Raw genomic sequence first — 13083 nt, forward strand, 5'->3', positions numbered from 1 at the left:
TACTTGTTATTCGATTGGTCGACCGCGTGACTTGGTTTTCTGACGCCGCCCTCGCGGAAGTGCCTTAGGTTTAGGTGTTATCATTGCGTCAGCAAAAAAATCTATCGTCTTAACGGACAAAGCTTCAGCCAGCCGATCTAGGAGGTCAACTGTCGGATTTCTGAGACCGCGCTCCAAGCCACTTACATAGGCGCGATCAATTTCCGCTCCCAACGCCAACTCTTCCTGCGAAATGCGATTTGAGAGCCTGATTGCTCGTATATTCCTCGCAATGAGTTGACGTGAGCCCATATGCCCACGACAGGTTTTTGTGGCGTATTAATCCACGGTTTATAGTCTACATTTGAACTACAGGGCACTTTGGTGCCCGGATAAAAATTAGCATCGGGCTGCACACACTATCGCAATGAACTGCGTGTGCGCTTGGTTTTGCTCAATCTTTTCATACGTCGGCCGCGAGGCAGTTGTGGTGGTTTCGGATGTAGCTGCTTCTCGTCGAACAAACGAACAGTCTTCACCGAAAGGGCTGCAGCAAGTTTATCTAATACATCAACGGTGGGATTGCACCGAGAACGCTCGATCTTGCTTACGTAAGCCCGGTCAATTTCAGCTTCAAGCGCCAATCCCTCTTGGGAAAGCTTTCTCAAGAGTCTGATTTCTCGAACATTTCGAGCGATGAGTTGGCGCGACCCCATGCCCTGAAATGAATATTTTGTAGATTATTAATCCACGGTCTATAGTCCACATTTGATAAATGCATATGCTGCACATTTCCTGGGCTGGAGGGCCTCATCGTCGCAATCAGTAACGCCCGAAGCCAAGCAATGCTGGCTTTGAAGTCGGCTAAACACGACGTGGTGCTTGGCACGAACCTTCAAGAGTTGCGGCAGGCTCGCGGACTGAACCAGACCGAGCTAGGTCGTCGGCTGGGCGTCAGTCTTCAGCAGATCCAGAAATACGAAAGCGGCAGGGACCGCATGGCGGCGTCCACCGCATTTCGCGCTGCGGAAAGCCTCGGCGTGGAGATCGGGGCGCTTTACGAAGGCCTAGACACCGGGTCTCGGCGCGCAAGCTCGAAAAACCCGAAGAGCCCGGTCCTGCTCGTTCCCCTCAACGCCGGGCCGCGCTCGGCGGCGTCGCGGAAGTCCGAGCTGATTGACCTTATCCGGAGCTATCAGGCGATCGAGAACGCCTCCTTGCGCGCGTCCGTGCGCCAGATCGTCAGGCGGCTGGCGGCGGATGGGAACGCGTCGCGGAAAGCCGGCCGCGCCGGCGCCGGAGGGACCGATGCCCGCTGACGACGGCCTTCCTTCCGCCTCTTCTGCGGCGCCGGACGCGTTCGACCTTGAGGACGCCTATCGCTCCTATCACGGGCCCCTCGTCTCCTTCCTCAGCAACAGGCTCCCTGAAAAGTCCGTCGCCTCCGACATCGCTCACACGGTGTTCGCGGCCCTCGCGGCGCGGCCCTCACTCGATGCCGTCCGCAATGTCCGCCAGTACCTTTTTCGCGCAGCCCGCAATCAGCTCGCAGACTATTATCGCAAGGAACACGCGCAGGAAGAGCGCGCCGAACGGTTCAAGGCCGATCCCCTCGCTGCGAACGGACAGGAAGCGCCCTGCCCCGAAGACGAAGCGATCCGGCGCGACCAGCTGAACCGGCTGCGCGCCATCATCGCCGCGATGCCGGTGAAACGTCGGCAGGTGTTTATGCTGGCGCGCTTTCAGGAATTGACCGAAAGTGAGATCGCCGAGCGGCTCGGCATGAAGCCCGACGCCGTGAGCAAACACGTCTCGCGCGCCATGCGCGACTGCAAGAAGGAAATGCTGAAGATCTTCGATGATGCGCCGGCGAACCAAGATGCGGAAGACCTGAATGGGCGCGGCTCCCGAAAACGCTGACAGCGCCGTCTTCGACGAGGCGACGCGATGGTTCTGGCGGCTCAAGGGCGGCGCCGCGACGCCCGAAGACCGTCGCGCCTTCGAGGACTGGCGCCGCGCCGATCCCCGCCACGCCGCCGCCTACGATCAGGCGTGCGACGTCTGGGACGCTGTCGGCGAGCTCGATGATTTGCGGGAATTGGCGGCTGCGCCGGACTTCGGGCGGCCCGTGAAAGGGAAATTTTCCGTTGGAGGATGGGACGGTGCGGCGCCGTCTCGCCGGTCCGTCGTCTACGTCGCCCTCGCCGCTTGCCTTGCGCTGGCGCTCCTGCTTCCCGCCATCCTTTACACTGAGCCCGCCTGGCTCTTGCCCGGTGTGCATGCGACCCGCATCGCCGAAACCGCCGAGATAGCCCTTCCGGACGGCAGCGCCGCAGAGCTTGCGCCCAAAAGCAAAATCAAAGTCGCCTATTCCGGTGCCGAAAGGCGCGTCTATCTCGAAACAGGCGAGGCGTTCTTTGAGGTTCGCGCGGACGATGCGCGCGCGTTCTTCGTTTCCTCCGGCGACGCGGAAATCCGCGTCACCGGCACGAAGTTCAATGTCCGCCAGGGGGCGGCGGGCGTCACCGTCTCCGTCGCGGAAGGCCATGTGGAAGTGCGCCGGCTGCGGAACAATGCTGACGCAAGCGCCGCCGGGGCGCGGCTTTCCGCCGGAGAGGAAGTCGCGGCGCCGGCGAGCGGCGAGGGCCTTTCCGATGTCGTCGACGCGCCGCCCTCTTCCATCGCCTCATGGCGCGCCGGCCGCCTTGTCTACAGGGGCGCGCCCTTGCGCGAATTCATCGCCGATGCGAACCGCTATTCGGATGTTTCAATCGTCGTCGCCGACGACAGCCTCCTCGACTTGCCCCTCGTCGCCTCGCTTCGCACCGATCAGATCGACGCGATGATCGACGGCCTGCCCGACATTCTTCCGCTCGATGTCGACCGGTCGCGAAAGGACCGGATCGTTCTGCGGCCGGCGGCCCGGACGACCAATTGATTTTCTGAAGTTTGCCGCCAATCGTTTTTGGCTTCCGAACTTCGTCGAACTCTCGCCGGACATGTGTCGCACAGCGCCTGTCGCCTGCTGCTTTCAAAAAAAGTCTGAACCCCTGTCAGGTTTTCGCCGCTGGCGACGACAGCCTCACTGGGAACGGCAAGCCGCGTCGGGACGCAACGTCCCGCGCGCGACACGCCGGATATCAGGAGGGGTGTCAATGCACAAGAAAATGAAAACCGTAATGGCCGCGTCCGTGTCGGTCCTGGCCATGAGTTGCGCGGCTGAAGCCGCGCGTTCCGACACGCAAGCTCTTGTGCGCGGCGAGAGCGTCAAGATCGAGTGGAATATTCCGGCGCAGCCGCTGACGGAGGCGCTCATCGCGTGGTCGGAACAGTCGAATTACGTGATTTTGATACAGGATGATCTCGCCGCCGGCGTTCAAAGCCGGGCGCTCATCGGGTCATACACCAGTTTCGAGGCGCTGGAGCGTTTGCTGTCGCCAAGCACCCTTACCTACAAAATCCGTAACGACAAGACGCTTGTCGTCACGCCGCGGCTTCAGCCGGCGTCGCTTCAAACGGATCGCCCGCAAACGCGCTTCGCGATGGCGGAGCAAGGGACAAGCGCAGTCGCAGAGCGCCTCGCCTCGGCGCAGCCGGAAGCGGAACGGAACGAACAGCGCGGCGCGTCGGGCGACACAGATGAAGTCGTCGTCACCGGCACGCGCATTCGCGGGGCGCAGCCGGCGGCGCCGGTCCACACGATTACCCGCCGGGACATCGAGCTCTCAGGACAGTCGCAGACCGGCGAGCTGCTGCGCGCGCTGCCCCAGACGTTCAGAGGCGGCATCAACCCTACCGTCCAGCCGACGACGGTGAACACCAATTCGGGGCTCGGCGGCGATTCAACCGTCAATCTGCGCGGCATGGGGCCCGACGCGACGCTCATCCTCGTCAATGGCCGACGGCTGGCGCCCATCGGCGGCGGCGAAACCACAGATGTGTCCGCGATCCCGCTCGCAGCGCTCGATCGCGTCGACGTGCTGCTCGACGGCTCATCAGCGCTCTACGGCGCCGACGCCGTCGCCGGCGTCGTCAACTTCATCGTCGCCGACGATTATGAAGGCGCCGAGCTGCGCGCCCGCGCCGGCGGCGCAACGCAAGGCGGCGGCTTCGAACAAGCCTACAGCGCCGCTGCGGGAACGCGCTGGCAGGGCGGCTCGCTGCTTGTCGGCGCCGATTATCTGAAACAGAACCCGATCTTCGCCGGCGAGCGGGAATTTTCCGAAACCGCCGGACCGTTCAACTCCCTGTTGCCGGCGAACCGTCAATGGTCGGGCTTCATGTCCGGCAATCAAGAACTTTCGAGTTTCGCCGAAGTCGACGTCATCGGCCTCTACACCAACCGGCGCACCAGCCGCACGACCGAATACGGCGCCGGCGGCTTCGCCGATGCCAAAGCCATCGACACGGAATCGTTTCTCATCGCCCCGCGCGTGACGTTCGACCTGTCGGAGGATTGGACCGCGCAGGTCGAAGGTTCGGCGGCGCGTAGCACGCGCGACAGCGCAACCACCGATAATTTCGGCGGCGAATTCGACGCCGACTCGAAGAACACAGCCTGGACCATCGGCGCATCGACAGAAGGGAAAGTCGCCCGCCTTCCGTCCGGGGACTTTCGGGCGGCCGTCGGCGGCGGCTATCGCGAAGAAACGCTCGACTCTGATCTCGGCGGAACGCTGCGCAGCGGAACGCGCAACGTTGCATTCCTTTTCGCCGAGGCCTCCGCCCCGCTTGTGTCTCCGTCCGACGACCGGCCAGGACTGAACCGGCTCGACCTCAATGTCGCTGTCCGCGTCGAGGATCACAGCGGCTTCGGCGCGGCGACAACGCCGAAACTCGGCCTCCGCTACGCGCCTGTTCCCGATCTCACCGTGAGAGCAACCTGGGGAAAGTCGTTCCGGGCGCCGCGCTTCGACCATTTGCTCGCCGACCATGTGGTGACGGTCTGGAGCGCGCCCAATCTCGGCTCCGTCAATCCAGGCCTTGCACTTCTCAGTTTCAGCGGCAATCCAGAGCTTGAGCCGGAGCGCGCCACATCCTGGACCGCCGGTTTCGACTGGACGCCGCACTTCATGCCGGCGTTCGATCTGTCGTTCACCTGGTTCGACATCGACTTCGAAGACCGGATCGTCAGCCCGATCGTCAATCTCGGATCCGCGCTGTCCGATCCCGCTAACGCTCCGTTCATCGACCGTGACCCATCGTCTACGGCGCAATCGGCGATCATCGGCGCCGCCGACCAAGTCTACAACATTTCTGGGATGCCCTATGATCCGGATGCAGTCCTCGCCATCGTCAATTCCGGATTCGTAAACGCCAGCGCACAACAGGTGCGCGGCGCGGACGTCTCGTTCCGCTTCGCGCCCGGCGACATCGTGTTTTTCGGCGATTTCAGCTGGCTGATGATCGACACGCAAACAATACCAACCCTTCCCCTGACGCGGCAGTCCGGCTTCATCTTCCAGCCAGCGAAGTTTCGCGGGCGCGCCGGCGCCAGCTGGGAAATCGACGACAGCTTCACAACGAATGCGATCCTCAACCATGTCGCAGGATCGACTGACAATGTCGCGGCGCCCCCGGCCGAGATCGCCTCATGGACGACGCTCGACATCACGCTCCAATACCGGCTCGGATCGGTCGCCACTGCGCTTGACGGACTGGAAGCCTCTCTCTCGGTCATAAACGCGCTTGATCAGGACCCGCCTTTCGCCGCGGGCGGCGGCGTCGCCTTTCCAGGTATGTTCTTCGACAGCGCAAATACATCGCCGGTCGGACGGTTCGTCGCCGCGACGCTTCGCTACACATTCTAAACAAGGATTCCGAGAATGGTGAGCATTCAAATGAATGTCGGCCGCTGCGCCGTATTCGCCTTCGCCGCAGCGCTCGCGCTCACAGGCCGCATGTCGGCCCATGCAGAAGACGAAGGCCTCCGAGCTCTCGTCGAAATAACGGACTTTACGGGCGTTTCGATCTCGCCGGACGGACGCTATGCGGCCTACCGCGCGGAACGTGCGTCGGTCGAGGAAAACGCCTACAGCTCGGAGTGGTTCATCTATCGTCTTGACGGCGGCGCATCACCGAAACGCGTCGCGGATGGCGGCGCGCCGATCTTCACCAGCGGCTGGGCGCTCGGCGAATGGCCGCAATGGTCGAGCGATTCCGGATGGTTGTATTTTCGCGCGCTCCATGACGGCGAGGTCCAGCTGTGGCGGGCATCCGTAACCGGAACAGCCAAACGCCTCACGGACGATCCTGCGGACGTCATCGCCTTCGACGTGCTCCCGGACGGAAACCTCGCCTTCGAGGTCGGCGCGACCCGGGCCGAAATCGAGCAAGCCGAACTTGACGAATATTATTCCGGCATCCTGATCGACGGGACCGTGCCCCTCGGCCAGGGCCTCTTCCGCTCCGGATTCCATCACGGGCGCCTCGCAACGCAGCGCTATCTCGGCAAGTGGATGAATGTGACCACCTTGCTGGGCGATCGTCCGACGCAAATCAAAGTCGTCGATATCCGAACGGGCCGCGTGCGCAAAGCGCGAGACAAGGAAGCCGCGGCTTTCCGGAAGAATACCGAGGGTCCGACGCTCGATGGCGCGCCGGGCCGCTCGGAGCACATGCATGTCACAGAGGACGGCCGGGCGGTTTGGCGGAGCAAGGACGAAGGAGAACGCACGCTTCATGCGCGCATTGACGACAAGGAAATCATATGCTCCGCGTCTGAATGCGCGCGGCCGATCGCCTGGGTCTCGTGGCGCGGCTTGCGCCACGAAGTCATCTTCGCGACCCGCGACCGCGATCGCGGCGACGCCATGACCGTCCTTAGCTGGAATATCGACCGCAATTCGGTTCGCACCGTCCGCGAAGCGCCAGGGCTCCTGCATAGCGGGCGCGTCATCGGTGTTGGCATCGGCTGCGGCGTCGGCGACCGGTATGCGTTCTGCGTCTCCGCGGACGCGAACACACCGCCCCGCATCGAACAAGTCGATCTCGACAGCGGCGAGGCGCGCGTCATCGCTGCGCCCAATCGCGACTTCATCCGTTTGTCGGCGCCGCGTGCAGAGTTGATGCAATGGCGGGACAGCCAGGATCGCGAGTTCACCGGATACTTCATCCCTGCAGCCGCCGGCGAGACGCGGCCTTCGCCATTGTTCATCCTGTACTATGCCTGCCAGGGCTATTTGCGCGGCGGGCCCGGCGATGAATGGCCGCTGACCTATCTCGCGGAAGCTGGCGTCGCGGTGTTGTGCATCAGCGCTTATCCGTCCCCGGACGCCGGCGGCCCGGTCGTAAAAGAATATGATACCGCCTTGGCCGGCATCGATGCCGCAATCGATGTGCTTGCCGCTCGCGGCATCGATCCCGCCCGCGTCGGCATCGGCGGTTTCAGCTTCGGCGCATCCGTAGCGATGTGGGTCGCCTATCACTCCGACCTCATCGCCGCCGCCTCGCTCGCGACACCTGATGTTACCGAGACTTACTACTGGCAACGCGCCCTGATGGGCGAAGCCTTTAAGGGACCGCTGTCGAGCATTTGGGAGCTTGCCGCGCCCGATGCAACGCCGGAGCAGTGGCGCCGGATTTCGCCAAGCCACAATCTCGACCGTCTGCGATTTCCTCTGCTGATGCAGATCCCGGAGCAAGAGTATCTCGTTGCGCTCGAATATTTCGTGCCGCTGATCGAATCTGGCGCGCCCACCGAAGTTCACGTCTTCCCGCATGAACCCCATTACACGTTTCAGCCGCGCCACCGGCTCGCCGCCTATCAGCGAAATCTCGACTGGTTCCGGTTCTGGCTCCTCGGAGAAGAAGCGGGCGGCGCTCGCCCGGCGCAATTCGAGCGCTGGCGAAAGCTAAGAGAACGCGCAGAACCGGGCGAAGCCCGCTCCGGCGACGACAAGCCGGCTCATGCGCCGAACGATTGAATCCAGTATTCGACGCCGGCGAGCGTGACGAGCTGCGTGAAACTCGCGTCGGGGAACGGGCCCGCTTGTCGCATGCACGCGAACACCGCTTCCCGGTCGAGAATGCCCTCGCGCGCGAGCCGTCCCTCCATCAGGAGCGCCTCGATCTCGGACTTGTGCTCTCGATAGATCCCGGCGATCAGCCCCGTGAGGTCGCCTTTGGTTCGCCGTGCAATCGTTTCCGCCGGAAGGAGGTTGGAGAATGCGTCGCGCGCGACGGCGCGGTTCCTTCCGCCGCTGACCCACATCCATGAGGGAATGCCGAGGCAAAGCTCGATTAAAGGGCGGCTGAGCAGCGGATAACAGACCTGCACATCAAGGTCGCGTTCGCCGCCGTCGCTGACGCTGACGGCGCTTGCGATCGACGCCGTATGCTCCAGCTTGCCGGGCGGCGCGCCGGTATTTTCCGTGAACCAGAGATGCGCAGGCGGCGAAGCGGGGGCAACGCCGGGCATCAGAAATGCAATGTTGCGAGGCCACAGCTTCGGTTTCGCCCAATAGACCTTGCGCAAGGCGTAGCGCGCCGCCCGCCAAACGCTCGCTCTGTGCAGCGTTGCGACATCCCTCGCCGCGCGCGCAAAACAAGGCCCGGGTCCGAAAGCGCGCAACGCATCAGCGGCGGGGGCGGCGGTCGTCAAATAGCAGAATACATTATCTCCTCCGCCGCCGGAAAAGAGCATGTCCGCGCCCGCCTCGTCGATTGCGCCTCTGACACCGCTATCGATCATCGCCCGCCAGGAGATCGCCTGCGGAGCCGGCGTGCGCTGGCGCGAACGAGGCGCCAGCGACGCGCCGGCGGCGTCGAGCTTTACCTCGTGCAATCGCGCGCCCAACGCTGACGCGACCAGTCCGGCCTGGCGCCGTTCGTCGCCCGCTGGATCGTCGGTCGCGAATGTGACGCAGGAAAAGGAGGCGCCGAGGTCGCGCAGGCATGCCGCGATGATGGAGGAATCGAGGCCGCCCGAAAGCTCGAGCATGATATGCGAGGAGCGCGCCGCCCAGGCGCCGACCGAGCTCAAGACTTCAGCCCGCAGCAATCGAACCGCGTCGTCATAGCGGCGAATGCGGCTGTCGTTCCTTGTATAGGCCCAGGGGCTCCATGCGCATATCTGCGACATAGACCCATCGCGCGAAATCCGCAGCCGCATGCCCGGAAGAACCTTTTCGACCCCCGCGAGGCATGTCTCCTGTGTGGGAACATGCGGAAATGCAAGATATCGCCCGAGCGCCGTCCAATCCATCGCCGGAACCGAGAGGCCAGCGGCGATTGCTGTTTCAAGGTCTGAAAACAGCCAGATTGCGCCGCCCTGTCTCGCAACGAGGCATGGCGCCATGCCTGAGGGGTCGCGCGTCACGTCGATCGATTGTTGCCGATCGTCGATGCGGAACGCGACGAAACCTCCCCACATGTCCGAGAAAAAGACGCTGCGGCTGGGCCCGCCGGATGCCGCGCCAGCTATGCGGCCGATGCGGCTTCGAGGAAATGATGCGCCGACGATAAGCCCTGCGCCGTCATCGGCTGCTTTGGAGGCCGCATCTTCATGAACAAGCACGCAAAGCCGGCCTCGCAGCAACGCTGGCTCGAGTCCGTGACGCCGTCCTGCGCTGATGATCGCGTCAAACTGGGACCGGGGCGTTTCGCTGCAGGAAATCAGCGCAAGAAACCGGTCCGGGTTCATACGACGAGAATCGGCGTGAACGACTCGGCGTAGTCGATGGTCTCGTTGAGTAAAATGTCTTTCGATTGCACCCAGCAGTGAGCGCCATAGGGGTTCATCCGAACGCCAATCACCAGATCGGCGATGATGCCGTCGCCGAAAAGAAAGTCTAGCAGCGCTAGCGAATCGGGAAGGCAGTTTTGCGGCGCCGGAAATAAGCACCGCGCCGCTTGAAAATCCGCCGCTCGCGATTCAACGACCGCCTGACAGAACGGGCCTCGCCCGGCGAGATCTCCCTTTCTTTGGCGAAGCTGGGCAATGCTTCGCGCAAATCCATTCCGCCGAAGCCGCGGACCGCTGCGGCACAGGCAGGTCATCGCTTTCATCGTAGCCAACGCGCCGCTACGCCGGTGAACCTGCGTGTTTTCAAGCGTGCTTTGTTGTGGCGAGATGATCGCTGGCGGCGAGGGAACGCCGTCTATTCCGTCTCCCGGCTCGAGAATTTCCGCATGGGAGAGGCGACCGAGAAGATCGGGCGAAACCTCGTCGCCGGCAATGAAAGCCTTGAATGCGGCTTCCAGCACGTCCTGAAGCATGAAGTATCGATCCTCGCGGACGTCCAGAAAGACCGGCCGTGCATCGACATAGCAATATGCGAGATCGGAACGGAATCGGTATTCCATGTTTTCACTCTGCATGAGCGACATCCGGGCGCCCGCGCGCCGCGCCCGGTACGCGAACGCTTAGTCGGCCGAAAGTTCGTCAACCGGCTGACGTTGCAGGAACGCCTCTTGGGTCACATGGGACGGAATTCCCTTCGTGACCTCGCTGGCGACGCCGAGATCGATGATGTCGTCTTCGTGTGTTTCGATCTGTTTCATGACTTCTCTCCTTTCGGTTGCGCCATGGGGATCATGGCGGGGAGGAGTCTAGGCGCGCGGCGCTGCTATCCCTAAGCAATCCTGAGATAATCGTCAGACTATTGTGACGGCGATTCAAGCGGTTGGCGTTCGCCCGGAAAATTCTTCGGAAATATTGTCCGTACAGGATGTTTCAGGGGCTCGTATGCGCGGCGGCGAGGATCTGCGACGCGAGGCGGATGCGACGGCGGTGATAGGCGCCGGCGCGGTGGGCGAGCTCCGGGAAGTCGGCCACCATGTACGCGTTCTCGATGCGCCGCAATTCGGCCTGCCGGTTTGCGATCGCCTCGTCTTCGTGCAGACGGAACACCCTCAGGCGAAGCGCGATATCTGACAGCGCGGCGCAAAGCCGGTCATTTGAGGAGAGCGCCATGACGGCGTTAAACGCCGCCGCCGTGCGCTGCTCGATGCTCGCGTCCCTGTCTTCCGCTTCGATCGGGCGCGGCTTCGGGGGCGAGCGCGCGCCCGCGGCGCGGGCGACGGCGAGATCGATCAGCGCGCCATGGGCGTCATAGAGATGGCGCAGACCCTGTTCCGTAATGAGCGGCGCGAAAAACCCTTCATTCGAGTGTGAGACGAGCAGCCCGGCGCCCACAAGCCGGTTGAGCGCGTTTCGCACCGGCGTCGGGCTGACGCTGTCGGCCGCCGCGATCTCGTTGACGTCGATCCGCGCGCCCGGTGCAAACGCGCCGGACGACACGCGCTCCGTGAGACTCCTGTATACGCTTTCAGTTATCGAGATTCGACCGGCCATCCTGCGTCGGTGTTGTTCGCTTTGCATGTCTCGCGCCGGCGCCGGTGCGTCAGACAGCGGCGCAAGGCGTATTCACCGCGCGTTTGCCGCGCGTTTGCACCGCGCCGGCGCGATGCGCTGGCGCTGAGTTCAGTGTGTCTCCAAATGATAAAGTTAACCTTTAGTATTTAATTACGCTTTCAGATTCTACCGGTGATTGTTACGATTATGTGACAATAAAGATCGCCGGAAATTCTTGCATCCATTCAAAACGCCAACCGCCAAGCCAGGAAGCGCCTGGCGGCGGTTTCGAAATCTTTGGAAAGGGCCCGCCGAACGATGCCCCGTCTCCGCGCCGTCCAGGCGTTTGTCGATGAAGCTCAATCACTGCGCGCACCGTCGGACCTCAACCGGTTGCTCGACGCCGTGACCAAGGACATGGGCTTCGACTATTTCGCGCTGATGCATCATGTGGATTTGAGCGGATACAGCGAGGCGCTGACCCATATGGAGGAGGGCGAACTTGTCGCGCTCGGCACCTATCCCGAACGCTGGATCGAACAATATATCGCCGACAACATCGTCGCCAACGATCCTGTCCTGCTCGCCAGCCATCGCACCAATATGGGCTTCGCCTGGTCCGACATTCCCGCGCTCATCCCCATGACCGACGCCCACCGGCGAATCCGCGAGCGCACCGTCAAGGCCGGCATCGACGAAGGCTTCACCGTTCCCGCCAACGTCCCCGGCGAGGCTAACGGCAGCTGCAATTTCGCCATGGCGACAGGACGCGCGCTGCCGCGCGACAATCTCAAAATGGCGCAGCTCGTCGGCGGCTTCGCCTTCCAGGCCGCGCGCGCCATGGTGCTGAACGCGTTTCCGCAAGCCAGGCGCCCGCCGAAAGGGCCCTTGACCCAGCGCCAGCTCGAATGCGTGCTCTTCGCCGCGAAAGGCAAATCCGACTGGGAGATCGGCGCGATCCTCGGCATCTCGCAAGGCACCGTGAAACGCCATATCGAGGACGCGCGCGCCCATTACGAAGTCGGAAGCCGCATGCAGGTCGTGATGCGCGCCCTCTTCGAAGGCCATATCGGGGTCGTCGACGCGCTTCGGTGAACCCGTCAATGTGCCGATCGGCACAGTGACGGCTGTGGGCCTGTTGGTGAATCCTCCACGGGAAGCTACGTGGAGGACTTCATGCTTTTTCTCATCGACCGGCGCAATCGCGACGCGTTTCCCGAATTCCTGCGATCCATGCATCGCGACCGCAAGCGTATGTTTGTCGATATTTTCGGCTGGCGCCTCGCCCACGATAACGGCGAAGAGCGTGACGCGTTCGACGATGACAACGCGACCTATCTGGTGCTCTGTGATGACGTCGGCTGCCATGTCGCTTCCGTGCGCCTCTTGCGCACCGACCGGCCGCATCTTCTCGACACCCTCTTCTCCGACCTCTGCGAAGGCGAGGTCCCGCGGGGCGGCGATATTCTCGAAATCACCCGCCTCTGCCTCCCATTGCGTAAGAAGACCCGCATCGCGGCGCGCAACATTCTGGCGCGCGGGATCATCGATTATGCGGCGCTCGCCGGCGTCGCCAGCTACACCGCCGTCTGCCATATGGCGTTTCTTTCCGAGCTCCTGTCCGCCGGATGGCGCTGCACGCCGCTTGGCTTGCCGCAGGCCGTCGATGGCGCCGCCGCCGGCGCCGTTCAGATCCACATGGAGGAGAACACCCGCGCCCTGCTTGACGAAGGCTGGCGATGTCCGCGCGACGCGCCGCGCCTCACTCTGAGCCAGTCCGACCTTGCAGCCTGAATTTTGGGAGCCGC

Annotated in this window: 13 protein-coding genes; 7 read left to right on the top strand and 6 right to left on the bottom strand. The window is 62.9% G+C overall.

The genetic code is table 11. The features are described 5' to 3' along the window. Positions 1-6: 6 nt before the first annotated feature. Complete coding sequence (locus CW354_RS24060; RefSeq protein ID WP_104830104.1) at positions 7-291, bottom strand: helix-turn-helix domain-containing protein; 285 nt, start codon at positions 289-291, stop codon at positions 7-9. A 107-nt stretch (positions 292-398) separates the two neighbouring features. After that, entirely contained in the window at positions 399-695 is a 297-nt protein-coding gene (locus tag CW354_RS24065) for a helix-turn-helix domain-containing protein (protein WP_104830105.1), read from the bottom strand. 129 nt (positions 696-824) lie between these two features. On the opposite strand from CW354_RS24065, the gene CW354_RS10815 reads away from it, so the two are divergent. The 5 genes from CW354_RS10815 (at position 825) to CW354_RS10835 (ending at position 7904) form a co-directional block, all read left to right on the top strand. Beyond that, positions 825-1298: a helix-turn-helix domain-containing protein gene (locus CW354_RS10815; RefSeq protein WP_104830106.1), complete on the top strand. Its 474-nt coding sequence runs from the start codon at positions 825-827 to the stop codon at positions 1296-1298. Next, complete coding sequence (locus tag CW354_RS10820) at positions 1288-1899, top strand: RNA polymerase sigma factor (protein ID WP_165793650.1); 612 nt, start codon at positions 1288-1290, stop codon at positions 1897-1899. The genes CW354_RS10815 and CW354_RS10820 overlap by 11 nt, the downstream gene beginning before the upstream one ends. Next, positions 1874-2917, top strand: coding sequence for a FecR family protein (locus CW354_RS10825; RefSeq protein WP_104830108.1), 1044 nt, complete (start codon positions 1874-1876; stop codon positions 2915-2917). The genes CW354_RS10820 and CW354_RS10825 overlap by 26 nt, the downstream gene beginning before the upstream one ends. A 217-nt stretch (positions 2918-3134) precedes the next feature. After that, positions 3135-5789, top strand: a complete 2655-nt coding sequence (locus CW354_RS10830) for a TonB-dependent receptor (protein WP_165793651.1) — start codon at positions 3135-3137, stop codon at positions 5787-5789. Positions 5790-5804: 15 nt separating this feature from the next. Continuing rightward, positions 5805-7904, top strand: a complete 2100-nt coding sequence (locus CW354_RS10835) for an Atxe2 family lasso peptide isopeptidase (protein ID WP_104830110.1) — start codon at positions 5805-5807, stop codon at positions 7902-7904. On the opposite strand, the gene CW354_RS10840 is transcribed toward CW354_RS10835, so the two are convergent. The 4 genes from CW354_RS10840 to CW354_RS10855 form a co-directional block, all read right to left on the bottom strand. Then, positions 7886-9496: an asparagine synthase-related protein gene (locus tag CW354_RS10840; RefSeq protein WP_165793652.1), complete on the bottom strand. Its 1611-nt coding sequence runs from the start codon at positions 9494-9496 to the stop codon at positions 7886-7888. The genes CW354_RS10835 and CW354_RS10840 overlap by 19 nt on opposite strands. A gap of 122 nt (positions 9497-9618) precedes the next feature. Beyond that, the gene (locus CW354_RS10845; RefSeq protein WP_165793653.1) at positions 9619-10284 is read right to left on the bottom strand and encodes a lasso peptide biosynthesis B2 protein; all 666 of its coding nucleotides are present in this window, start codon (positions 10282-10284) and stop codon (positions 9619-9621) included. 60 nt (positions 10285-10344) lie between these two features. Further along, a complete protein-coding gene (locus tag CW354_RS10850) occupies positions 10345-10482 on the bottom strand; it encodes a benenodin family lasso peptide (RefSeq protein ID WP_104830113.1) in 138 nt (45 codons plus the stop codon). A 172-nt stretch (positions 10483-10654) separates the two neighbouring features. After that, the gene (locus tag CW354_RS10855) at positions 10655-11302 is read right to left on the bottom strand and encodes a GntR family transcriptional regulator (protein ID WP_104830114.1); all 648 of its coding nucleotides are present in this window, start codon (positions 11300-11302) and stop codon (positions 10655-10657) included. Positions 11303-11593: 291 nt separating this feature from the next. Here CW354_RS10855 and CW354_RS10860 point away from each other — a divergent pair, with 291 nt between their 5' ends. Continuing rightward, positions 11594-12370, top strand: a complete 777-nt coding sequence (locus CW354_RS10860) for a LuxR family transcriptional regulator (RefSeq protein WP_104830115.1) — start codon at positions 11594-11596, stop codon at positions 12368-12370. Between the two features lie 81 nt (positions 12371-12451). Beyond that, a complete protein-coding gene (locus CW354_RS10865) occupies positions 12452-13069 on the top strand; it encodes an acyl-homoserine-lactone synthase (RefSeq protein ID WP_104830116.1) in 618 nt (205 codons plus the stop codon). Positions 13070-13083: the final 14 nt, after the last annotated feature.

The sequence above is a fragment of the Hyphococcus luteus genome, assembly GCF_002943565.1.
GTDB lineage: Bacteria > Pseudomonadota > Alphaproteobacteria > Caulobacterales > Parvularculaceae > Hyphococcus > Hyphococcus luteus.

Coding starts and splice junctions, on each gene's coding strand:
- CW354_RS24060 (WP_104830104.1), bottom strand. CDS start 291: ATGGGCTCACGTCAACTCATTGCGAGGAATATACGAGCAATCAGGCTC.
- CW354_RS24065 (WP_104830105.1), bottom strand. CDS start 695: ATGGGGTCGCGCCAACTCATCGCTCGAAATGTTCGAGAAATCAGACTC.
- CW354_RS10815 (WP_104830106.1), top strand. CDS start 825: ATGCTGGCTTTGAAGTCGGCTAAACACGACGTGGTGCTTGGCACGAAC.
- CW354_RS10820 (WP_165793650.1), top strand. CDS start 1,288: ATGCCCGCTGACGACGGCCTTCCTTCCGCCTCTTCTGCGGCGCCGGAC.
- CW354_RS10825 (WP_104830108.1), top strand. CDS start 1,874: ATGGGCGCGGCTCCCGAAAACGCTGACAGCGCCGTCTTCGACGAGGCG.
- CW354_RS10830 (WP_165793651.1), top strand. CDS start 3,135: ATGCACAAGAAAATGAAAACCGTAATGGCCGCGTCCGTGTCGGTCCTG.
- CW354_RS10835 (WP_104830110.1), top strand. CDS start 5,805: ATGGTGAGCATTCAAATGAATGTCGGCCGCTGCGCCGTATTCGCCTTC.
- CW354_RS10845 (WP_165793653.1), bottom strand. CDS start 10,284: ATGGAATACCGATTCCGTTCCGATCTCGCATATTGCTATGTCGATGCA.
- CW354_RS10850 (WP_104830113.1), bottom strand. CDS start 10,482: ATGAAACAGATCGAAACACACGAAGACGACATCATCGATCTCGGCGTC.
- CW354_RS10855 (WP_104830114.1), bottom strand. CDS start 11,302: ATGCAAAGCGAACAACACCGACGCAGGATGGCCGGTCGAATCTCGATA.
- CW354_RS10860 (WP_104830115.1), top strand. CDS start 11,594: ATGCCCCGTCTCCGCGCCGTCCAGGCGTTTGTCGATGAAGCTCAATCA.
- CW354_RS10865 (WP_104830116.1), top strand. CDS start 12,452: ATGCTTTTTCTCATCGACCGGCGCAATCGCGACGCGTTTCCCGAATTC.